Annotated in this window: 18 protein-coding genes and 1 tRNA gene; 7 read left to right on the top strand and 12 right to left on the bottom strand. The window is 56.7% G+C overall.

Annotated elements, in window-relative coordinates; translation table 11 throughout:
* Positions 1-15 precede the first annotated feature (15 nt).
* Positions 16-1,812, top strand: coding sequence for a TonB-dependent receptor (locus tag NQ495_RS04520; protein ID WP_147513066.1), 1,797 nt, complete (start codon positions 16-18; stop codon positions 1,810-1,812).
* A 280-nt stretch (positions 1,813-2,092) separates the two neighbouring features.
* Here NQ495_RS04520 and nudC read toward each other — a convergent pair whose 3' ends face one another.
* Entirely contained in the window at positions 2,093-2,938 is an 846-nt protein-coding gene (gene nudC / locus NQ495_RS04515; RefSeq protein WP_009134145.1) for an NAD(+) diphosphatase, read from the bottom strand.
* Positions 2,939-3,047: 109 nt separating this feature from the next.
* Positions 3,048-4,154 carry a glycine cleavage system aminomethyltransferase GcvT gene (gcvT, locus tag NQ495_RS04510; protein WP_009134146.1) on the bottom strand — a complete coding sequence of 369 codons (1,107 nt, stop codon included), beginning with the start codon at positions 4,152-4,154 and terminating at the stop codon, positions 3,048-3,050.
* A gap of 109 nt (positions 4,155-4,263) precedes the next feature.
* On the opposite strand from gcvT, the gene NQ495_RS04505 reads away from it, so the two are divergent.
* The 5 genes from NQ495_RS04505 (at position 4,264) to rnhA (ending at position 10,960) form a co-directional block, all read left to right on the top strand.
* Positions 4,264-5,049, top strand: coding sequence for a M48 family metallopeptidase (locus NQ495_RS04505; protein WP_009134147.1), 786 nt, complete (start codon positions 4,264-4,266; stop codon positions 5,047-5,049).
* 179 nt (positions 5,050-5,228) lie between these two features.
* On the top strand, positions 5,229-6,155 hold the full coding sequence (locus tag NQ495_RS04500) for a DMT family transporter (RefSeq protein ID WP_009134148.1): 927 nt from the start codon (positions 5,229-5,231) through the stop codon (positions 6,153-6,155).
* A 225-nt stretch (positions 6,156-6,380) separates the two neighbouring features.
* On the top strand, positions 6,381-9,818 hold the full coding sequence (gene ileS, locus NQ495_RS04495) for an isoleucine--tRNA ligase (protein WP_009134149.1): 3,438 nt from the start codon (positions 6,381-6,383) through the stop codon (positions 9,816-9,818).
* A gap of 116 nt (positions 9,819-9,934) precedes the next feature.
* Entirely contained in the window at positions 9,935-10,318 is a 384-nt protein-coding gene (locus NQ495_RS04490; RefSeq protein WP_009134150.1) for a TraR/DksA family transcriptional regulator, read from the top strand.
* 168 nt (positions 10,319-10,486) lie between these two features.
* Positions 10,487-10,960, top strand: coding sequence for a ribonuclease HI (rnhA, locus tag NQ495_RS04485; protein WP_040294515.1), 474 nt, complete (start codon positions 10,487-10,489; stop codon positions 10,958-10,960).
* Positions 10,961-11,102: 142 nt separating this feature from the next.
* Here the strand turns inward: rnhA and NQ495_RS04480 are convergent, their stop codons facing one another.
* Positions 11,103-11,933, bottom strand: coding sequence for a DUF4886 domain-containing protein (locus NQ495_RS04480; RefSeq protein WP_232208911.1), 831 nt, complete (start codon positions 11,931-11,933; stop codon positions 11,103-11,105).
* Positions 11,934-11,995: 62 nt separating this feature from the next.
* Complete coding sequence (locus NQ495_RS04475) at positions 11,996-13,162, bottom strand: sialidase family protein (RefSeq protein WP_050807991.1); 1,167 nt, start codon at positions 13,160-13,162, stop codon at positions 11,996-11,998.
* 211 nt (positions 13,163-13,373) lie between these two features.
* Here NQ495_RS04475 and NQ495_RS04470 point away from each other — a divergent pair.
* Positions 13,374-13,446 (top strand) — tRNA-Lys (locus tag NQ495_RS04470).
* A 293-nt stretch (positions 13,447-13,739) separates the two neighbouring features.
* Here the strand turns inward: NQ495_RS04470 and NQ495_RS04465 are convergent.
* The 8 genes from NQ495_RS04465 to NQ495_RS04430 all read right to left on the bottom strand — a co-directional run bounded on the left by NQ495_RS04465 (position 13,740) and on the right by NQ495_RS04430 (position 21,525).
* The gene (locus NQ495_RS04465; RefSeq protein WP_009134154.1) at positions 13,740-14,717 is read right to left on the bottom strand and encodes a linear amide C-N hydrolase; all 978 of its coding nucleotides are present in this window, start codon (positions 14,715-14,717) and stop codon (positions 13,740-13,742) included.
* A 65-nt stretch (positions 14,718-14,782) separates the two neighbouring features.
* A complete protein-coding gene (locus NQ495_RS04460; protein WP_009134155.1) occupies positions 14,783-15,001 on the bottom strand; it encodes a (4Fe-4S)-binding protein in 219 nt (72 codons plus the stop codon).
* Between the two features lie 29 nt (positions 15,002-15,030).
* The gene (locus NQ495_RS04455) at positions 15,031-15,330 is read right to left on the bottom strand and encodes a GNAT family N-acetyltransferase (RefSeq protein WP_009134156.1); all 300 of its coding nucleotides are present in this window, start codon (positions 15,328-15,330) and stop codon (positions 15,031-15,033) included.
* Positions 15,331-15,399: 69 nt separating this feature from the next.
* Positions 15,400-16,113 carry a DUF5131 family protein gene (locus NQ495_RS04450; protein ID WP_009134157.1) on the bottom strand — a complete coding sequence of 238 codons (714 nt, stop codon included), beginning with the start codon at positions 16,111-16,113 and terminating at the stop codon, positions 15,400-15,402.
* 122 nt (positions 16,114-16,235) lie between these two features.
* Positions 16,236-16,940: a DUF4396 domain-containing protein gene (locus NQ495_RS04445; RefSeq protein ID WP_009134158.1), complete on the bottom strand. Its 705-nt coding sequence runs from the start codon at positions 16,938-16,940 to the stop codon at positions 16,236-16,238.
* Positions 16,941-17,267: 327 nt separating this feature from the next.
* Positions 17,268-19,043 carry a glycoside hydrolase family 36 protein gene (locus NQ495_RS04440; protein WP_147513067.1) on the bottom strand — a complete coding sequence of 592 codons (1,776 nt, stop codon included), beginning with the start codon at positions 19,041-19,043 and terminating at the stop codon, positions 17,268-17,270.
* Positions 18,976-19,764: a hypothetical protein gene (locus NQ495_RS04435; protein ID WP_009134160.1), complete on the bottom strand. Its 789-nt coding sequence runs from the start codon at positions 19,762-19,764 to the stop codon at positions 18,976-18,978. Before NQ495_RS04435 ends, NQ495_RS04440 begins: the two co-directional genes overlap by 68 nt.
* Positions 19,765-19,893: 129 nt before the next feature.
* Positions 19,894-21,525 (bottom strand): tetratricopeptide repeat protein, encoded by a 1,632-nt coding sequence (locus NQ495_RS04430; protein WP_009134161.1) that lies wholly within the window; start codon positions 21,523-21,525, stop codon positions 19,894-19,896.
* Positions 21,526-21,542: the final 17 nt, after the last annotated feature.

Raw genomic sequence — 21,542 nt, 5'->3', positions numbered from 1 at the left:
TATATGGATACGGCGATGATAAACAAAAAAGTGATATTGGCGGTACTGCTGCTCTCTTGCGGCCTGTCGGTTTCGGCGCAAAAGCGCGGCGGCAAAAGCGCCTCCAAACCCAAGACCGAAAAGGCTGCGGAGACCAAGGAGACCAAAGCCGGCGACCTGAACCGAGAGATGGAGGTGACCCGTGCGTACGAACCGACCGTGAGCGAGGCGAACAAACTCAATGTGAAGCCGAACCTGGTCGATACGGTCAAGTTGAGGCCCGAATTCAGCTACGGTATTACCCCTTCTCCGATTGCTTACGGTTTCGAAGTGACCCCGATCAAGGCCGCAACGGTGGATATCGACCTCTACAAACGGCTGAATCCGCTGTATGCCAAGGTCGCACTGGGCTATCCGATGCAGAGCCTCGCCGATGTCTATTTCAACACGACGGGCAAATCGAAGGGGATGTTCGGCGCCTACCTGAACCATTACGGCAGTTGGAGCAAGCTCGAGAACGGCGACGGGATCGAGACCCCGGCATCGCAGACATTCAACAAGATCGGTGTTTTGGGCGAGCGGCGGTGGACACGCTACGTCCTCAACGGCGAGATCGGCGTGGACTATGACATGGTCACTCGTTACGGGTATGCCAATCCGAATCCGGATATGCCGCTCCCGGCCTCGTTCGATACGACCGCTTCGGGTTTGCGGCAGCACTTTACGACCGTCCGGGGCAAAGTCGGTTTCGGCGATACGTTCGAAGACCTTTCCCTCTTTAATTTCAGGGTCGGGGTGGACGCTGCCTATTTCAACGACCGTTTCGACCGGGCGCAGACCGGAATGAACGCTTACCTCGATCTCGGCAAGCGTTTCGGCGGCATGCACGAAGTGACATTGCATACGCAGTACGAAGGCTATTTCGGAATGGACGAGCTGGGAGGGCAGGATAACCACTTGGTGACGGTGGCGCCGCTCTATCACTTGAAAGCGGGTAAATTCGACTTCTCGCTCGGTGTGGATTTCACGTTCAACAGCCGCAATTTCGATAGGGATCTCAGGGGTGAGACGGAGAAATCCAAATGCTATTTCTATCCCCGTTTTACGCTGCGCTATGACGGAACCAACGGCTACTTCGTCCCGTTCGTGGAGATCGACGGCAGGCTGAAAAGCAACGACTACCGGACGCTGGCTTCGATGAATCCCTATGTCGGATCGGCGTGGGCCCCGAATACTTCGGAGTATAACGGACGTGTCGGCATTACGGGCAGCTTCTCGTCGGCTTTTTCGTACAAAGTCTACGGCGGTCTGACGCACGCCCAGGATATGGCAACGTTTGCCAATTTGTTCGTTCCTGAGCGGCAATCTTACGGAAACCTGTTCGACGTATTGAACGACACCGTGACGATGTGGACGGTGGGTGCCGATCTGGAGGGACGTATTTCAGGGGCTTTCGGGATAGAAGCGTCGGTGCAGTACAAAGGCTTCTCTAAAAAACGTTTTGACCACGTATCGGGAGTCCCCAATTTTACGGGTCGTCTGGACCTGCGTTACAGCATCCGCGACAAAATGATCCTTACCGCCGGGGCTACGCTGCAGTCGAGCCGCTGGTTCGCGCTGTCGGGTAGGGAGATCATGATGTCCTTGCCGGAACTGATCTGGCAGCAGGTAGGTACGACGGTCGATGTCCATTTCGGCGCCGAATACCGCATCTCGAAGGCTGTCGGGGTGTTCCTGCAGGGAAACAACCTGGCTAACCAGAAACTCTATCCGTATTATTTCTACCGCGGGCTGGGCATCAACGTACTGGCCGGTGTGAAACTTGTGTTTTAAGCCGCTCTCCGGCTGTTCCCGATGCGGGGAGCGGGCGGTTCCGGAACAGTACATGCGGGAGAGTGCCGGGTATGTGCAGGAGTGTCAAAGGAAAGGGTATAAATGATATGATTGAAGGCCGTCGGGAGGCGGCCTTCAGTGTGTCAGGGGCTGTCTGGGTTTTTCTGTGAAGAAGGGCTTTCCCGGCCAGGATTAACCGCACAGTGTCTGCCTGACGGCTTATGAATCATCCGAGTGCAAGGGATAATGGAGGGCAGGGGTAAATGGAAAATTCGAGGGGTTAGCGGGATGAGGGGCAATCCAACCACCAGTCGATCATGCGGCGGGCCAGGCTGAGCGGTGGTGGCAACGGAGGCAGGCGGTTGCGGTCGAAAAATGCCGCTTCGCTCAACTCTTCCTTTTGCAGGCGGATCTCCCCGGCCGCGTAGTCGGCGATGAAACCCACCATCAGGCCGCTGGGATAGGGCCACGGTTGGTTTCCGAAGTAGCGGAGGTTCCGGATTTGCAGTCCCGTCTCTTCGAACACTTCCCGGTGTACGCATGCTTCCAGCGATTCGCCCGTCTCGAGGAATCCCGCCACGAGTCCCATGAAAGGTGACCGGGAATAACAGGTGCGGGCCAGCAGGATCGAATCCCCTTTGCAGATCAGTACGATGATTGCCGGAGAGATAGCCGGAAACAGCTCTTTGCCGCAGGTCGGACAGCGCCTCGAAATCTCGGAGTGGGGCTCCATCCCCGTACCGCAGGCCGGGCAAAAGCGGCTGTTGCGTTCCCAGTGTACCAGTTCGAAGGCTTTTCCGGCCAAGGCGTACACCCGTTCGCCGAGCAGGTCGTAAGAGGCCCTCAGTGCGACCCATTCCATTCCGGCCGGGGCTGCCTGCGGAACCTCGACCGACGAGGCAAAGTACCTGATTGTATTGGAAGCGGGTTCCGGGCCTGGAGTCGTCCGGGCGACCTGTCCGGTAATCTCCATTGCTGCTGCGGCTTCTACGGGCGGTTCCGCAGCCAGCGGAATGTACCATCCGTCCGTATTGTGCCGCAGCAGCAGGCGGTCTCGGTCGAAGAGAAACCAATAGGCGGCCTCGGAGGGCCGCCTATCCGGTCTGTTATGGGGTGTGTCTGGCATGATCGAATCTTGGAAAATCGGATATTACCGGTCTGTACGATCCTGCCCGCGGCTCTGCTATGGCTTGTCGCGGGATTGGCCGTTGACGGCCGGTAAAAACGGCAGGCCCCTATTTTTTGATGAACGGCAGTTTGACTACCACCGCCTTGATCGGTTTTTCACGGATGATTACGTTGATTTCGCTGCCCGGAGCGGCGTGGGAAGCGGCTACATAACCCATCCCGATGCCTTTTTTCAGGCAGGGCGACATCGTCCCGGAAGTCACCTCGCCGATGATGCCGCCGCCGTTGTCGGCGAGTTTGTAACCGTGGCGCGGAATCCCCCGCTCGGTCAGTTCGAAGCCGACCAGACGCCGTTTCGGCCCCTCTGCCTTGATCTTTGCATTGGCCTCCCGGTCAATAAAATCCTTGCCGTCGACGAATTTGGTGATCCAGCCCAGTCCGGCTTCGATCGGCGAGGTGGTGTCGTCGATGTCGTTGCCGTAGAGGCAGAAGCCCATCTCGAGGCGCAGCGTGTCCCGTGCGCCGAGCCCGATATTCTTCAGCCCCAGTTCCGCACCCGCCTTCCAGAGGGCCGTCCACAACCTGTCGGCGTCTTCGTTGGCTACATAAATTTCGCATCCGCCCGATCCGGTGTAGCCGGTGGCCGACACGATGGCGTCTTGGATGCCCGCCACCTCGGTTTTGATGAAGGTGTAGTATTCGAGGTGCTCGACATCGGCATTCGGGCAGAGCCGCTGGACGATCTGCATCGCCAGGGGGCCCTGTACGGCCAGCTGGGCGATTTCGTCCGATGCGTTGTAGAGCTCTTTGCCCGGCGTCAGGCCAAAGGCCTCACCCTCTTTGCAGAGGTGTTTCCAGTCCTTTTCGGTGTTGGAAGCGTTGACCACCAGCAGGAAAGTCTCGGCGTCGATGCGGTAGACGAGGATGTCGTCCACGATGCCCCCCCGTCCATTGGGCAGGCACGAATACTGGATCTTCCCGTCGTACAGCGTGGCTACGTTGTTCGAGGTGACATGCTGCAGGAAGTCGATCGCCCGGGGCCCTTTGACCCAGATTTCGCCCATGTGGCTGACGTCGAATACGCCGGCCTTCTCGCGTACGGTGTGGTGTTCGTCGTTGATGCCGGAGAATTCGATCGGCATGTTGAATCCGGCAAATTCGGCCATACGTGCGCCATTCTCAATATGATACTTCGTAAACGGGGTTGTTTTCATGTTACGGGGTGTTTGTTTTGTGGGTTCGTTTTTTCGGTTTGCTTGCGAAGTTACGCTATTTTCGTTTAATTTTATAGCCTTTACCGAAAGAAAAACATCCGAAAGGACGATGATTAAAATCCTTATCATAGCATTGGTGATCTACCTGCTCGTGGTGACGCGCGCCCGGATACGCCTGCCGCATCCGGGCCTGCAGGCCACGGTCGATGTGCTCAAGGCGGCCGACCTGAGCGATGACGAGGTGCAACGGATGGCCGCGCAGTATGTCCGGTATTGCGACGCACAGAACCGGGTAGCCCCTGCCGGCGATCCGTACGCCGAACGGCTGGCGCGGCTGACCGGGCGCTATGTGGCGGTCAACGGCATTCCGCTCAATTTCAAAGTGTACAAAACCTCTGCAGTCAATGCGTTCGCCACGGCCGACGGCAGCATACGCGTTTTTTCGGGCCTGATGGACCGCCTCGGTGACGACGAACTGATGGCCATCGTCGGCCACGAGATGGGGCATGTGCGTAATCACGATACGATCGGTGCGATGCGCAAAGCCTACCTCGCTTCGGCGGCCCGCAATGCGCTGGGCGCCGTGGGCGGCGCACTCGGTGCGCTGAGCGCCTCCCAACTCGGTTCGATAGCCGAACAGTACGCCTCGGCGCAGTTTTCGCAGGGACAGGAGACGCTGGCCGACGATTTCAGTTTCGGATTCCTGATCCGGAACGGTTACGATCCCTATGCGATGGCTTCCGCACTGGAGAAGATCACGCAAATCTCACGCCAGGGTGGCAGCGAAGCGGACGAGGTGATGCAACTCTTTTCGACTCATCCCGACAGCGCGTGGCGGGCAGCCCGCATGCGGAGCAAAGCCGACCTGCATCTCGGCCGCCGGTCGGGAGCTTAGTCCCTGTCCGGCGGATGTGAGGAAAACCGGTCGGTCCGCTATGGGGACAAAAGATGCAGGAGAAAGCCGGCAGGCCCGGTCGTCCGGGTATGCCCGCATGCGGCCAAAGGTCCGGATCCGCAAACCTCTAAACAGGAGCTGGCGCGTTTCTTGTACCGGTCTTCCGGAAAAGACTCTTGATGGTGAAATTACAGAACGTGACCCGGGCCCATCTCGGCCTGTTGCTGGCCAATCTGGTGTGGGCGGTCAACTATCCTTTTTACAAGGTACTGATGCCCCATTACATCACGCCTGTCGCGCTGGCGACGTTTGCCGTTACAGTAGCGGGACTGCTCGGTTTGGTCTCGCTTTTTTGGGGCGGCATCGAAAAAATCGACCGGAACGACATCTATAAATTCATCGGGGCGGCGCTGTTGATGGGCATCGCCAAAAAACTGCTGCTGATGATCGGTATGCAGCATACGAGTCCCATCGAAGCGTCGATCATTGCGACGCTCGGCCCGATCCTCGTGCTGGTTTTTTCTTTCTTTTTCGGGATCGACCGGTTTACGCCGATGAAGGTTTTTGGCATGGTGTTGGGAATGGGCGGTGCGCTGCTGGTCATCCTCAGCGGCGGCGGTGCCGTCACTTCGGGCGAGAAGCTGATGGGTAACCTGTTTGTCGTGGGCGCCATCGCTGCGTCGTCGTTCTCGATGGTGTGGCTCAAAGGGCTGATCATGAAATACAGGCCGATCACGGTGCTGAGGGTGTACTATCCGATGGCTGCGGTGATGTTGTTGCCGTTCGGGTTCGATTCGATGATCCATACCGATTTCGCCGCGATGCCCGCCGAAGCGCTGTGGATGTTCTTCTATGTGATCCTGATTCCCACCTTCGGCCCTAATTACCTGTTGATATTCAGCCTGCATTATGTCAAACCGACGATCAGCAGCGTCTTTTTCTACCTGCAGCCGGTGGGAGCCGCAATCCTCTCGGTGGCGTTGCATATGGATCATTTGACCTGGGAACGGGTCGTAGGGGCGCTCGTCGTCTTCGCGGGCGTTTTCTTCGTCGTACGTTCGTACAAATCCACGATCTCTTCACCCATGCACCAATTGGACGGGTAAGAGTTCCCGGCGGATCGAAGGAGTATCTCCGGTACGCCATTTGGGGCCGATGATCTCCTGACGGATCGAGGACAAGTGATTCGATACACTGCTTTCACTCGAACACGCCCGGCTATTGTTGCCGGAATTGTGTTTACTCTTGATATTCTGCCCGGAAATACCTATTTTTGCCCGTTACCGCCGGGGCGCATTCCCGGCAAACGCAACGAGAATCCGAAAATAGTTATGGGCCGTTCGAAATTCAACGAGTACAAGGGGCTGGACCTGCCCCGGATCACACAGGAGGTTTTGAAACAGTGGGACGCTGAGGATACGTTCCGCAAAAGCATATCCACGCGCGAGGGACACCCCACGTTCGTGTTTTACGAGGGGCCGCCCTCGGCCAACGGCCGTCCGGGCATCCACCACGTGATGGCCCGCACGATCAAGGATATTATCTGCCGTTACAAGACGCAGCGCGGTTTCCTTGTGCACCGCAAGGCTGGCTGGGATACCCACGGCCTGCCCGTGGAACTGGGCGTCGAGAAGAAACTCGGAATCACCAAAGAGGATATCGGGACGAAAATCTCGATCGAAGAGTACAACGATACCTGCCGCCGCGAGGTGATGACCTATACCGACCAGTGGGAGAGCCTCACGCGCGAGATGGGGTACTGGGTCAACATGCAGGATCCCTATATCACCTACGACAACAAATACATCGAGACGCTGTGGTACCTGCTGAGCGAGCTCTATAAAAAAGGACTGCTCTACAAAGGCTATACGATCCAGCCCTATTCGCCTGCGGCCGGGACGGGCCTCAGCAACCACGAGTTGAACCAGCCGGGGTGTTACCGCGATGTGAAGGATACCACCTGTACCGCACAATTTAAGGTGATCCGCAACGAAAAGAGCGAAAAGCTGTTCGAGGGTGTGGAGGGCGACCTCTATTTCATGGCCTGGACGACCACACCTTGGACGCTGCCGTCGAATACCGCGCTGGCTGTCGGTCCCGGTATCCATTACGTACGGGTGCGGACCTACAATCCGTATACGGGGGAGCCCGTTACAGTGGTGCTGGCCCGTGACCTGTTTCACAACTATTTTCCGAAAAAGAACGAGGAACTCGATCTGGACGGCTACAACGGCGACGGGAAGAACATTCCGTACCGGGTGACGGGCGAATTCCTCGGCAAAGAGCTGCCCGGGATCGAGTACGAGCCGCTGATTCCGTGGATCAAACCGATGGGCGATGCGTTCCGGGTGATCTCCGGTGACTATGTGACCACCGAGGACGGTACCGGGATCGTGCATATCGCGCCGACGTTCGGTGCCGACGACGACCGGGTGGCCAAGCAGCAGAATATCGCGCCGCTGGTGGTGGTGGACAAAGCGGGCAAACGCCAGCCGATGGTCGATCGCACGGGCAAGTTCTTCCTGATGGCGGATATGGACCCGGCGTTCGTCGCATCGAATGTCGATGCGGAGGCGTACCGCGAGTACGAAGGCCGCTTTGTCAAGAACGCCTACGATCCGAAGCTGACCGATGCCGACGAGACGCTCGACGTCTCGATCTGCATGATGCTGAAAGCGGAAGGCAAGGTGTTCAAAATAGAGAAGCATACCCACAACTATCCGCATTGCTGGCGTACCGACAAACCGGTGCTCTACTATCCGCTCGACTCGTGGTTCATCAAGACGACAGCCGTGAAAGAGCGCCTGATCGCACTCAACGAAACGATCAACTGGAAACCGGCTTCGACCGGTAGCGGCCGTTTCGGCAAATGGCTCGAAAACCTTGTGGACTGGAACCTGTCCCGTTCGCGCTACTGGGGTACCCCGCTGCCGATCTGGGCGACCGAAGACCATAGCGAACTGAAATGCATCGGTTCTGTCGCCGAACTGAAGGCGGAGATCGACAAGTCGGTCGCTGCTGGCTTTATGGCCGAAAATCCGTTCGCGGCCTTTACCGAAGGAGATTTTTCGAAGGAGAATTACAATAAGTTCGACCTGCACCGTCCCTATGTGGACAACATCGTGCTCGTCTCGTCGAAAGGCGAACGCATGGTGCGCGAGAGCGACCTGATCGACGTCTGGTTCGACTCGGGGGCGATGCCTTATGCCCAGGTGCACTATCCGTTCGAACTCAGCGGGGAGAAGTTCCGGAAAGTTTATCCGGCGGATTTCATCGCCGAGGGCGTCGACCAGACGCGCGGCTGGTTCTTCACGCTGCATGCGCTGGCGACGATGCTTTTCGACAGCGTGGCGTTCAAGAATATCATTTCGAACGGTTTGGTGCTCGACAAGAATGGCAATAAGATGAGCAAGCGTTTGGGCAATGCGGTCGACCCGTTCGAGGTGCTTGAAAAATACGGTACCGATGCGGTGCGCTGGTACATGATCTCGAACTCGCAGCCGTGGGACAACCTCAAGTTCGACGTGGACGGCGTGGACGAAGTGCGGCGCAAGTTCTTCGGAACGCTGTACAACACCTACAGCTTCTTCGCGCTGTACGCCAATGTCGACGGCTTTACGGGCCGCGAGGCGGAAATTCCCGTGGTGGAACGCCCGGAGATCGACCGTTGGATCATCTCGCTGCTCAATACGCTGGTCAAAGAGGTAACCGAGTCGCTCGAAAATTACGATCCGACCCCGGCCGCCCGTGCGATCCAGGATTTCGTGAATGAAAACCTGTCGAACTGGTATGTGCGCCTGAACCGCAAACGCTTTTGGGGCGGCGGCATGACTCCCGACAAACTGGCGGCCTACCAAACCCTGTACACCTGTCTGGAGACCGTTTCGCAGTTGGCCGCACCGTTCGCACCGTTCATTACCGACAGGATCTTCACCGACCTGAATGCGGTGAGCGGACGCCACGGTGACACCTCTGTGCACCTGGCCGATTTTCCGGCTTTCCGGGCCGAATTGGTGGACGCTCGTTTGGAACAGATGATGGCTTTGGCACAAAAAGTGTCGTCGATGGTGCTGGCCTTGAGGCGTAAGGTCAATATCAAGGTGCGCCAGCCGTTGACGAAGATCGTGATCCCGGTGCTTGCCCCGGCTATTAAAGCCGAAATCGAAGCGGTTCGGGGATTGATCCTCGGCGAGGTAAACGTCAAGGAGCTGGAATTTATCGAGGATACCACCGGCGTAATTACCAAGCGGATCAAGCCGAACTTCAAGACGCTCGGGCCGCGCTACGGCAAGCAGATGAAGCAGATATCGGCACTGGTGGCCGCTTTTTCGCAGGGGGACATCGCGCAGATCGAGCGGGAGGACCGCTGGACGGCCGAAATCGACGGCGTGCGGATCGAAGCTACTGCAGCCGATTTCGATATCGTGTCGGAAGACATGCCGGGGTGGCTGGTCGCTACGGAGGGCAAGCTGACCGTCGCGCTCGACATTACTGTGACGGAGGAGCTGCGTCGCGAAGGTATCGCCCGGGAGCTGGTCAACCGGATCCAGAATCTCCGTAAGGAGAGCGGTTTCGAAGTGACCGACCGTATCCGCGTGGTGATCGAGCGGCATGAAGCGCTGACAGGAGCCGTCGAGTCGTTCGGCGATTACATCGCTGCACAGACGCTGGCCCTGAGCGTCGCACTGGCGGATTCCCTCGATGAGGCGGGAAGCGTCCCGGTAGAGCTGGATGAACTGACCGTGAGAATGAAAGTGGAGCGCGTCTGACACCCGGGTGAATTTCATCCGGACCGGGCGCGAAAATGTTGGTATATTCCGAAATTAATTTTATCTTTATAAAAAGATCGTCGCAGGATGGTCTGGAATATTTAAATTTTTGAGCCATGTCAGAGCATGAAAAGACTCGGTACTCAGATGAGGAGCTACTCGAATTCAAGAAGATAATACTGGATAAGCTGGAGAAGGCCAAGGCCGATTACGACCTGTTGCGTTCTACGATCACCCACACTTCGAGCAACGACATCGAAGATACCTCTCCGACGTTCAAAGTGCTGGAAGAGGGTGCTGCGACGCTTTCCAAAGAGGAGTCGGGCCGGTTGGCCCAGCGGCAGCTGAAGTTCATCCAGCACCTCGAGGCGGCATTGGTGCGCATCGAGAACAAGTCTTACGGTATTTGCCGCGAGACGGGTAAGTTGATCCCCAAAGAGCGGCTGCGGATCGTACCGCACGCAACGTTGTGCATCGAAGCCAAAGGCGAGCGCCGTTAGCCGGTGCTGCGGTGTCTCCGGACATACGCCCGGTCCGGTGAGGAGCCGAAGGACGGGCGCCGGGGAAACGAGGCGGGCGATGCCGGAGTAAAACGGTAAAGAGGGTGGTATGCCCTCTTTTTTCGTGCCTGCGGCACGGTAACATTCATAAAGAGAAGAAAACGGACAGTGGCGACAATTACTATGTATACCGACGGTTCGGCGCTGGGGAATCCCGGCCCGGGCGGTTACGGCGTCGTATTGATGAGCGGCCCTTACCGCAAGGAACTCAGCTGCGGCTATGCGCATACGACCAATAACCGGATGGAGCTGATGGCGGTCATCGCCGGGCTCGAAGCGCTCAAAAACGACGGCTGCGACGTAACGGTTTATTCGGACTCGAAATATGTGGTCGATGCCGTTGCGAAGGGATGGGTCTTCGGCTGGGAGCGCAAAGGATTCAAAGACAAGAAAAATCCCGACCTGTGGCGGAGGTTTCTCGCCCTGTACCGGCGGCATAACGTGCGTTTCGTCTGGGTTAAGGGGCACGCCGAAATTCCTGAAAACGAGCGATGCGACCGGCTGGCCGTGGCTGCTTCGTCGTCGGGCGACCTGATCGAAGATACGGGGTACCGGGCCGGTGAGGCCGGCAGCCTGCTTTGAGCGGGCGCTACCTTTTTTCTTCTGGCATCCGGAGCGTTCTCCCCCCCTTGGTTCTGTCAGGGAAACGCTTTTCTTTTTGTGTCCGGGCCCTTGCCTGCGGCAGTGTTCCCTCCTTTGTCCGGAGATGCTTGGGAGGCTTGTGTCATTTCAGGACACCCGGCTCGTCGGGATGTTGCAGGGCCGTGTGTGCGATACGTTGGCCCAATGCGGCTTCCCGGGGCGATACGCTTTCGGGGTGGAACGGATTGCCTTCGACCGGCCCGAAAAAAGTTTCATACCAGGTGCAGGCTGCGATGTAGCGGCCCAGTCCGTAATCGAGGTGGAATCCGTCCCGGGTCATCCGATCTCCCATCAGGTTGCGCCCGGTCTGGATCGCCGTGCCGGACGGTATCACGATCGGAATGTGCTCTTTGCGGGAGACCCGGTTGACCGTTTTGACGATTTCCCGATACATTCGGGATTGGTCGTTGTCGTAATTCGCAAATCCCGAATGGTTGGAATCGCAGGCATAAGCCCAGACCTGATGGATGGCGAAGCGCACCCCGGGATTGGTTGCGTGTGTGCGCAGGTATTGCAGCAGGGAGGGCATGAAGGGGTAGTAGGTGTCGTATAGGCCGGAATTCTGGCTGACCTGCTGAACCGTAATGTAGTCCCACGGTTCGTCCTGCAATGCCGACAGGAGGGAGGTCTTGGGGGTGTTGGACTGCACGCCTTCGCAGTTCTTGCGGTAATCGTATGCGGGAAGTCCCTTGCTGACGTTCTCCCAGTGGCGCTCCAGCGAGCAGCCCCCGATGTAGAGGTTCCCGACGATCAGCCGGATGCCGGCGGCTTTGGCCAGTTCGTCCAGGTATTCCACCCCGTCGTCGGAGAAGCTGTTGCCGACGGCGAGAATGCGGACGACCTCGCGCGGTTGCTGTTGGGCAGTCAGGGTAGGCGGGCAGCAGACGATCAGGTAGCAGATCAGGCTGCACAATAACGAAAATCTGTTTAAACGATTGGGCTTCATGAATGTAAAAGTTTTGTCGTCGGGGTTGGTTACCGGTTGCCGGCTTGTTCGGTCAAGGCCTTACGGAAGTCCTTAATGCGGTGGAAGGTCATGTAATTCGCGTCGTGGCAGTTGTGCGCACCGGTTCCGTTATCGTCATAAGCCGTACGGGACAGCAATACGATATCGTTTCCGTCGAACAGCCAGTCTGCATATTGGAAACCGTGCTTGGCAATGTCGGGATGGTGCAGCACGGTGCGGTGCACGGTCCATTCCTGCAGGTTCGGCGAACTGGATAGCGCCAGGGTATTTCTGACCCATGCGGGATTTTGTTTGCCGGCCCACTCCTGTGTGACATAGTTGACCAACGACCAGTAGCGGCCGGAGAGAGAGTCGTACCGCACTGTAAACTTTTTGGCTCCTCCCGGCATCCGGACGAAATCTTTTTCAGGGTCGAACGGGTCGAATGATACCGAATCGCGCAACCGGATCAGGGCGGCGTATTCGGGTCCCGGAGCATAATCTACGCGCAGCAGGTCGGCGACATTCCCGTCGGGTGTGACGACAGCATTTCCCTCGAGCCATGCACCGAATTTCCCGTCCAGATAGGTCGAATCGTACGGCAAACTGTCTGTGACACTCCAACTGGCGGCTTGTAACAAGTCTGCACTGTCCGGTGCCGAGATTATCATCGCGCTGTAACGCTTTCCCCAAATATCCGTGTTGGAACGTGCGCACTCTACGGCCCGCCATATTCGTCCCCGGTAGGATATTACCGGCATGGGAGCGGTGTGATATTCACCCATCCGTAACAGGCCCGTGATGCTGTCGATCGGGGAGCTCCATGTATTACCCCGGTCCTCGGAGCGCCGGATGATGAGGTTGCCGTGCTCTTTGTCCGTTCCCATCAGGAAGAGTATTCCCCTGTGCACGAAAAGATTCGACCAGAACTGTCCGTCGAGGCGTGTGACCGGGCGCCAGTGTTCGCCCCGGTCTTCGGAGCGGTAGATCCGGGTGACGGCTGCTGTCGTGGACGAGGAACCGGGGCCGAATTCATCGTGCGAAGCGATGTAGGTGCCGTCCGGCAGGATACAAAGGCTGGGGGAGCCGACGTAGATACTGTCCTGTTGATTGTAGTGGCAGATTACGGTGCCCGGCGGCCTGTCGCTGCCGCATCCTACGGCGGTAGCAAGAATAAGCAGAAAACCGATGAGCATGACTCCGGTACCCGGACAAAATGTGGAATTTTTACGGTTGGAAAGAAACACGGTCTGAAATTTTATTTGTATTCAAAATTAATGAATTTTTCGTTTCCAAGCGTGCCGTATGTGTGCATGAGAGACGAAATGAATCTTTTACTTTGTGTAAAACGTTTGATTTTTTTGGGATAAAGAAAAAACTGATTATCTTTGCACCACGAAAAACGGAGATTCGTTAGCTCAGCTGGTAGAGCACAACACTTTTAATGTTGGGGTCCTGGGTTCGAGCCCCAGACGGATCACTTTCAAGCTCCTGAGGGAGCACAGAATTCAAATGAAGCCTCTGGAAAGAGGCTTCATTTATTGTGTAGATTGGGGTTATTGTACTGAAAATCATTTGAACTGTGTAGCCAATACTTCCTTTTTGGTTGCATTCATTCGGGTCCACCACTCCCTGAGAGCAGCGTCATCGCCAGCCTGTCCGTATGCCGGGAACATCAGGCAGAACAGAATGGAACAAACAAGGCCGAATCATCAAAGGGAATGATTCGGCCGATAGAAAACCGGAATATTTCCGGCTGTTCAGTGCTATAAATTATTTTACCCCGAGGAATTTGAACGGCTGTGCTTCCGTGAACCGGTCGGTGGCGTTCCCGGCGTAGGTCGTTCCTCCGACGAGGTCCAGCATTTGGGTCGGAGCTCCTTCCGAAAAGTCAACCTCTTTAAAATCGACCCAGAATACATTGGGGTAAAGAGTGGATTCAAAGAAGTAAATCAGGTTTTTCTGGTCGGAGACCGTCCTCCAGCGGGTCGATGAAATGTTCGGCTCGTCAGGCGTGCTGATACCATAGGGGACGGAAGTGTTACGGATAACGCTGAATACGCTTGCGGTGGCGATTCGCTGGTCGTCGGTTTTCGGAACGGCGTTCACGTAAAACGAGGCCCGGACGAACCTGTCTGCGGCCCGGTTGGTACCCGGCAGGAAGGTGGTGCCCCCGATGTTTTTCCAGTATTCGTTCAGCGCGAGTTGCTGGTCGAATACCGGTGAATTGGTCATAACCTGGTAGCTGCGGTCGTGGTGAACGGTCAGTTTGCCGCCGAGGTATTCGAATATGGCGCTGTCGCCGGTAGCATCCGAGATGGCCAGGTGCAGCGTCGCAAACCGCGATCCGTCGGGCATCAGGCTCGAGACCACTTCGAATTTCTCCTGGGAGAGGTCGTCGACTGCTTCGGAAACCGTCGCATAATTGTCGAGGACATATTGCACCCACGCCGCGATGGTCAGTCCCGGTTTGGTGCCGCTCCATTTCGGATAGGAGGATTCGGCCAGCCAAAGCAGGTTGGCGACCAATCCCCGTTCATTCATGCCGTCCGTGCTGCATATGTCGTAGGCCGAAGCGATCACGCTGCCGTATTTCGACTTCCACAGTACCGGATTATTGCCGGCTTCACCGCTACGGTCCATGCCGCGCGGGAAAATCCACAAATTGCTCCGGCACTCCTCTTTCCAGTCCATCGACCTTCCGGTGAGGATCGTTGCGTTAGTTCCTTGATAAACGACTCTGGTACACATAAAATGCAAGGTGTGAGTGAAATACTATTATGATTGAGATACTATATACTATTATGATTGAGATACTATTTTGTATTCATCCGGTAGCTCAGTGCGCCGGACGGACAGCAGTTGATCTGCGCGATCAGCCGGTCTGTCGGAGCGTTTTCGATCCTGAGCCAGGGGCGTTCTTTGGGACGGTATACCTGAGGCAGCATTTTGACGCAGATCCCTGCATGCTGGCAGACCTCGGGCTGCCAGATGATGGTCAGTTCGTCGTTTGAATATTCGATTTTCTTTCCCATGAGGATGTCTTGTTTAAAGCCGTTGCGGGTCAGCCGATATTGATGCCTTGCATCACAATACGTTTCCAGTCCGGATGTTTTTGGATATAACCGGCCACGAAAGGACATAGCGGGACAAGCCGGAGTCCCTGCCGCTCGATATCTTTCAAAGCCTGTTCGACGAGCTGGCTGCCGATGCCCTTGCCTTCGAGTGCGGACGGCACCTCGGTATGCGTCAGGTATATCTCCCCGTTTTTGTTCTTGATGTATTCGATTTTCGGGGTCAGGTTGCCGACATGCAGTTCATACTGCTTTTTTTCGGTGTTATCGGTGAATGGGTATGTTTCCATAATCCGGGTGTTAAGGCTTGGTTTGCCAATATTCAAGCAATATGCTTGCCAACCCAGACGAACGGAGGATTATTTGTAGTCGAGGCCCGATTTGCGGGCTTGTGAGTGCTGGAATTGGCGGCGGATGCGGTAGAGCGTTCCGTCTTTGAGCAGCCGGGCTCCGGTTTGCCGGAAACGGAACGATACGCCGCGTTCGACACATTGCCTGCGCAGATCGAGCACCCATTCGAAAGAACAGGTACGCGCTTCGAGGCCCGATTCGCCTCCGGCGACCAGTTGTTCGAACCACGGGCCGGGCCACGGCGAAAGGTCGATCGGTCCGAGCAGCGGTTCACAGATGATTATTTTGTGTCTGATCGGTGCATTCCGGTAGATCGGCAGCCGGTAGTCGGCCCGCTCCTGGTTTTCGACCGTGCAGCAGATCGTGACGTGAGGGTATCCCGCTTCCCAGTCCGGCGGCAGGTTCGCTTCGAGCCGGTCGATCCGTTTGGTAATCATGAAGAAATGAAGGTCGCTGCGTTCCCGGATCATCTCCCACGCTTCGGGCCGCCAAGGATCGGCCTCCTCGACGAAAAAGTCGGAACTGAAACAGGTGAAAACCGTGCTGCCGGCCGGAATTTTATAGGTGCCGGTACGTGTGCGCCGCACCGGAAAACCGAAATTGCGCGTTTTGGTGACGACGGAACTGTCGCGACCGTGCTTTTCGTCGATCCGGTACACGTAACAATGCCGACACCCGGCGCTCAGTTTGTGGCAACCGTGCCAGGGATTCCACAGGGGCATAATCGCAGGTTTTGAACAAAGATACGATTTCCTTCGTTCCGATATGCGGCTTCTTGGTTTGCGGTCTTCCTGTTTGCTGTTTTTCGATTTTCAGTTTTCCGAAGTTTTGTCTCAAAACTTTTTTACATCGCTTTTTTGATGCCGAGGCGAATCAGCCATCCGTTTACCGGGTAGGCGAGCAGGAAACCGGCGCACATGGCGAGCTGCATCATGAACCAAAAGGTCCATGAACTTTTGGGTAGAGGCGTTGCGGCAAAGAAAACGAAATAGACGAGGGCCATCCAGCCGTACATACCCGCCTGCCATGCGGTGAGCGAGAGAAAATCCGCCTTGACGGCCCGGTTCAGTGCGCGCCCGGCCGAGAGACCGCCCATGCTGCGGATGGCCAGGTATTGAAACCAAAAACCGAACACTAGTGCGAGCAGGTAGTTGAATATCCAGCTGCCGGCGATCAGGCTGCCGCCGACGGATATGGGCACAACGGCCGTAAACCACTCTCCGGTCAGGTCGGCCAGCGTGCATCCCGCTCCGCAGTGCAGTGTCGAGAGGGCGATTGCCTGCCACCGGGGACGCTCCATGGCCATGGGTTTGCCGGGCGCAACAGGGTTCGAGCCGTTTGCGTTTCGGTTTTCAGCCGGATCGTCCTGCCGCCCGAAGAGGATATAAGCCCCCAGACCCAGCAGTCCGGCCCACAAACCGGTCAATACCCACACGGCATTCATCACTTTCATCCGTTGCGGATGCTTCGAAAGGTCAATCGCGATAAAGATCGCTGAAAGCAGCCCGGCCAATACGGTGGTCGCTGCGAGGAGGGGAAAATAACTCATCGTCTTTCGGTTTCGGTATTTGTGTTGTGTTGAAACAAACTTTATACCGTATCGGGTTATGTGCCGGGCAAACAATAGGAATGAACAACTGTTGTTTTGTGAAATGCAGTGTTTTTTAGCGGTTAAATGGTTGACAGGCATCCGGGCAGGTATCGGAACGGATAATCGGAGCAGGCATCCGAGGGTAGGTATCCGGCAGGTATCGAGTGGATAGAGCGCATATGAAAAATGAAGCCTCAGCACGAGGCTTCATTTCTTAATATTGTGCCGTTTTTGGGCGGGTCTTCCGCTAATGGCTCCGGTTGGCAGAACTTTGTATCTCCTGTTTTACCAGGCGGTCAGCCACCCCTGCGAAAACGAGGCTTTATCCCATTTCGCCGCACGGGCTTTGTCTTTCAGTACGGTTTGTTGTCCGGGGGCCTCTCCGGCTCCGATCCGGAGGGTGACTGTTTCGGGCCGCTCCCGGACCCGGCCGGTCAGCGTGACCACATAGACGTGGTCTGTTCCCTGCTGTTTGCATACGAAAACATCCGAGTTCGTCGAAACGGCCTGCGAAAGCGGCTCTTCCGAATAGATGAAGAGTTTGCCGTTGCGTGCGCCGGCGTCGGGATCGAGGGTAATCTGCAGTTTGTCCTGCTGCCGTTCTAACGAGAGCACCTCGGTGGCGCCCATGCTGATGTGCAGATTGGATCCGATCAGGCTGGGACCCTCTGAAAGTGCGGTCAGGCGCAGCAATTTGTGTTCGTAGGGAGCCACCTGCGGCACGTGGAAATCGTTGCCGTGGATACCCAGGTAAGCCTCGTCCCACAGCGACCAGACGTGGAACCGCTTTCCGATCTTCTCCAGCGGAACATGGGTCATGGTCAGGTCGGCGGCCTGTTTGTGTTCCGGGTTCCACAGCAGCAGGTTGACCGAATTTCCGTACGAACGTTCGACCACGCAGCCGAATTCGCGTCCGTAGGGGTCGAATCCCCCGCTGAATGATACCCCCTTTTCCCGCGCGGACGGGTTGAGTATTTCGAATAGGCGGATATTCTGCGGCTGGTCGAACTCCGGCAGGTAGAGCAGGTCGGAGGTCAGCACCGCGCCGCCCAGCGTTCCGATGAAACTGTGGAAGGTGAGCAGCTGTGCCGGTTTGGTTTTGTGCGTATAAGCCAGGTAGGTGACGTCCGGATCGCTGTTGCCGAGGATGCCGTTTTCATAGCAGCTGCTCGCCATCGACAGGATCGGGAAATAGGGACTCCATAAGTTGCCCGGCAGCCCGTCGCTTGCCAGCGGGCGGCAGAAACCCTCTTCCGCACAGCAGTCGGTTCCGATGCGGTTGGCGTCGGCATACGGGACGATCGTGCGCTGCTGGTAGCAGCATGCCATAAGGTAGCTCTCCTCGCCGATCGCTTCGCGGTACAGCCGGAAAAGCGCCCGCTGCGCCTGTAGGCGTGTCACTTTCGGGTTGTAAAAACTGCGGCTGTCGTTGGGGATGTATGAGAAGTCAAGTTTGAAATAGCGGTAGCCTTGGTCGTAGAGTGTTTGCAGCACCTTGCGCATATGGGCCCGTGCCTCGGGTTGGGTGGGGTCGAGCCGGGTCATCGACGGTTCGCCGGTGCCGTAATTGATATACCACTCGGCCGGGAAAACCCGGCGCGGGGATCCTGCCTCGAACGGCATTACTTCGGGATTGACGGGGCAGAGCCAAACGCCCGGCACCATACCCGCTTTCCGGATACAGCGCGCAATGCTGTCCATACCCATGGAGAATTTACCGTTTTCCCGCCAGTCGTAGCGCGAACGGTGCCACCCTTCATCGATCTGTACCACTTCCATCGGAATCCGGTCGCGGTTTTTTCCCACATAGTCGGCCAGCGAACACACCTCTTCGGCCGTTACGTCCGTTTTGCTCCGGTACCAGCTGCACCAGCCGAAAACAGGCTTTTTCGTATTCCGGACCCCGGCGACGTCGGCTATCCAGCGGCTACGGGCCTGCATAGCCGCGCCCCACGGCCGTATTGCCACGAGTACTTCGTCGGAGGGCCGCGTTTCACCCGATTCCACGAGGACTCCGGTCATGTCGCACCAGATGTCGAGCCGCATCTGCGTACCCTCCACCCGGATATCGAAGTTGACGTCCGCGACGGTATCGACGGCGGCGAACGTTACCCCCCCTGCCCGAACGGTGGTAAAGGCTCATATTGTCGCCGAATCCTCGCCATGCCGGGTCGTTGATTTTGGTTTCGTCTCCACCGGATATGAGGTAGTTGCGGCAGAAAGCGCCTTCCTGCAACAATTCCCTTTCGGTGGGCAGGCGCCGGTCGAGTGTGCCCCAGCGGCGCGCTTCGGGGTCGGTCGAGGAGAGCATCCAATCCGAAGGTTCTCCGGTAACCGTCATCCCGTTTTCCGGGGTTTTCAGCAACCAGAAACGTTTCAGACGGATCGGGTTCAGCGAACCGTTGGTCAGGGCGGCCGACAATGTGAAAGCATCGTTGCCGATCCGGGTAATCCTGTATTCAAGGCGGTATCCCTGCACCGTCGTCCAGCTGTATGTCCGTTGCACGGCCGGTCCGAGCGGGGTGGGGCGTTCCGTCATTTCGACCTGCGGTTCTCCCTGCGGTGTGATTTTGCGTTCGGTACCGTCCTCGAGGATGATTGCCGAAACTGTGCCGCCGTTGAAGGAGATCGGATCGTATCCGGCGGAGAAAAGGTTGTGCTCCCAGACGGGTTCATTCCCGTGTTGGTTGTGAGGACCGGGCGGATTACTGCCCGATACGGGTGCGGCGTAGGTTGCCAAACAGCATGTCAGTACGCACACGCAGAGTCTCAAACGTTTCATAGCGGATGGGTTCTTGGGAAAGTAGTAATTCTAAAGATAATGAATTGTTTGCAGATATGCAACCCACCCAATATACAAGCCCCCGTATCCTAAGGTACGGGGGCTTGCGGCATAGTCTGTCGAACGGGATTATTTCAGGCCGCTCATCGCGCGGTTAGCGATTTCGTTGGTCGGATCGATCGCGAGAATCTTCTCCCAGTAAATCTTCGAGTTTTCGATGTCTTCCTTGACATAATAATAGTAGCCCAGGTAGCTGTAGCACTCGATATAGATGCGGGGATCGCCGTCGCCTTTGGCGTCCAGTACTTCGATCGTCTTTTCGTAGAACGGTTTGGCGAGCCCCTTGTCTGTTTCGGGGTCGAGCGCGGAGTTCACGCGTGCGCGCCAAAAGTGGCCCAGGTAACTGTCGGGCACCTTCTCGGCCACGAAGCTGAACATACTGTCCGCTTTGGCAAAGTAAGCCGCTTTCTTGGCTTGGTAATCGGCAGCGGTGGTGTCCATTTCACTGCCGGCATAGTAGGCGGCTTTGCCGAGGTTGAAATAATCGGCAACCTGTACCTGATCTTCGGGAGCTTTCTGGATGTAAAGGCTGAAATTGGCGATGGCATTGTCATAGTCGTTCATACCCTCGTATGCAGAACCGATCTCCTGGTAGAGCTCTATTTTGCCCGGATCCAGCTCGAGTGCCTTCTGCAACTGGGCGATACCCTGCTGGAACTGTTTGTCCTGAATCAGCAGGCGACCGTAGTACAGGTAGTCCTGGCCGATGAAATCGGCCGCTTCGTAACCGGCATTGAAGAACTTGTCGGCTTCGCTGCGTGCAGCCTCCTTGTTACCCAGCTCGAAATCGTTGTAGAACATCAGACGGTTCAGGACCAGATCTCTCGGGGTTTTCGGCAGGGCCTGCTCCACGATCTCTTTCGATTTAGCGTAGTCGCCCTTGAAGAAGAGGATCGTTGCGTAACGGGCGTAGTCGCTGGTCGAAACGTGGGCATCGTTGATGTATTCCGCATACGCTTCAGCGGCTTTGAGCAGTTTGCCGTCCTTGTAATAGATTTCGGCCAGCTCGCGGTGTGCGACTGCCGACGAGGGGTCGTGAGCCAGCAGGCGGTTCAGCACTTCCGCAGCGACTTCCGAGTTGATCGGGGCGTAAATGCGCGCATATTTCACGTAAGCCTCTTTGCAGTTCGGGTCGAAGGTGATGGCCTGCTCGTAGTTGGCGGCGGCGCCGTTGTAGTCTTTGTTGGCAGCCTGCATGTCGGCTTCCAGCACGTAGATGCTGGCTAACTTCTTGTCCATCGCCTTGGCTTTGTTGAGGAACTCTTCGGCTTTGATGGGGCGGTCTTTGTAAGCGGCAGCGGCAGCCACGTACAGGCTGGGCAGGTCGGGATTCTTCCGGTTGAGTTTATTGCTCAGCAGGGCTTCGAATTGCTGGTCGGCTGCCGTGGGGTTCTTCAGTTTCAGCAGTGAAAGTTCGCCGATCGAGTTCATCAGGTTGGCCGGATCAGCGGCTTTGCCGACGCCGTAGTAATAGGCTGCGGAGTCGAGTTGGTTGGCATCCTTATAGATTTCGCCGAGGTAATAGGCGGCTTCGGCTTTGTCTCCGGCACCGGTGGCGAGATTTTGCAGCAACATGGCTTTTGCCGGTTCGATACGGCCCGTTTTGTAGAATTCGATCGCTTTACCGTTGTCTGCGAGCAGGGCGGTGGCGGTTCCTGCGAAGAACAGGGTGGTGGTCAGTAATGTTTTCCGGATGTTCATAACAGAATGATTGATTA

The sequence above is a fragment of the Alistipes indistinctus YIT 12060 genome, from assembly GCF_025144995.1.
In the GTDB taxonomy this organism is placed as follows: domain Bacteria; phylum Bacteroidota; class Bacteroidia; order Bacteroidales; family Rikenellaceae; genus Alistipes_A; species Alistipes_A indistinctus.
Note: the sequence above shows the minus strand (reverse complement) of the source record. Positions and strands in the feature narration are given on the sequence as shown.

Coding starts and splice junctions, on each gene's coding strand:
- NQ495_RS04520 (WP_147513066.1), top strand. CDS start 16: ATGATAAACAAAAAAGTGATATTGGCGGTACTGCTGCTCTCTTGCGGC.
- nudC (WP_009134145.1), bottom strand. CDS start 2,938: ATGCCAGACACACCCCATAACAGACCGGATAGGCGGCCCTCCGAGGCC.
- gcvT (WP_009134146.1), bottom strand. CDS start 4,154: ATGAAAACAACCCCGTTTACGAAGTATCATATTGAGAATGGCGCACGT.
- NQ495_RS04505 (WP_009134147.1), top strand. CDS start 4,264: ATGATTAAAATCCTTATCATAGCATTGGTGATCTACCTGCTCGTGGTG.
- NQ495_RS04500 (WP_009134148.1), top strand. CDS start 5,229: ATGGTGAAATTACAGAACGTGACCCGGGCCCATCTCGGCCTGTTGCTG.
- ileS (WP_009134149.1), top strand. CDS start 6,381: ATGGGCCGTTCGAAATTCAACGAGTACAAGGGGCTGGACCTGCCCCGG.
- NQ495_RS04490 (WP_009134150.1), top strand. CDS start 9,935: ATGTCAGAGCATGAAAAGACTCGGTACTCAGATGAGGAGCTACTCGAA.
- NQ495_RS04475 (WP_050807991.1), bottom strand. CDS start 13,162: ATGCTCATCGGTTTTCTGCTTATTCTTGCTACCGCCGTAGGATGCGGC.
- NQ495_RS04465 (WP_009134154.1), bottom strand. CDS start 14,717: ATGTGTACCAGAGTCGTTTATCAAGGAACTAACGCAACGATCCTCACC.
- NQ495_RS04460 (WP_009134155.1), bottom strand. CDS start 15,001: ATGGGAAAGAAAATCGAATATTCAAACGACGAACTGACCATCATCTGG.
- NQ495_RS04455 (WP_009134156.1), bottom strand. CDS start 15,330: ATGGAAACATACCCATTCACCGATAACACCGAAAAAAAGCAGTATGAA.
- NQ495_RS04450 (WP_009134157.1), bottom strand. CDS start 16,113: ATGCCCCTGTGGAATCCCTGGCACGGTTGCCACAAACTGAGCGCCGGG.
- NQ495_RS04445 (WP_009134158.1), bottom strand. CDS start 16,940: ATGAGTTATTTTCCCCTCCTCGCAGCGACCACCGTATTGGCCGGGCTG.
- NQ495_RS04435 (WP_009134160.1), bottom strand. CDS start 19,764: ATGAAACGTTTGAGACTCTGCGTGTGCGTACTGACATGCTGTTTGGCA.
- NQ495_RS04430 (WP_009134161.1), bottom strand. CDS start 21,525: ATGAACATCCGGAAAACATTACTGACCACCACCCTGTTCTTCGCAGGA.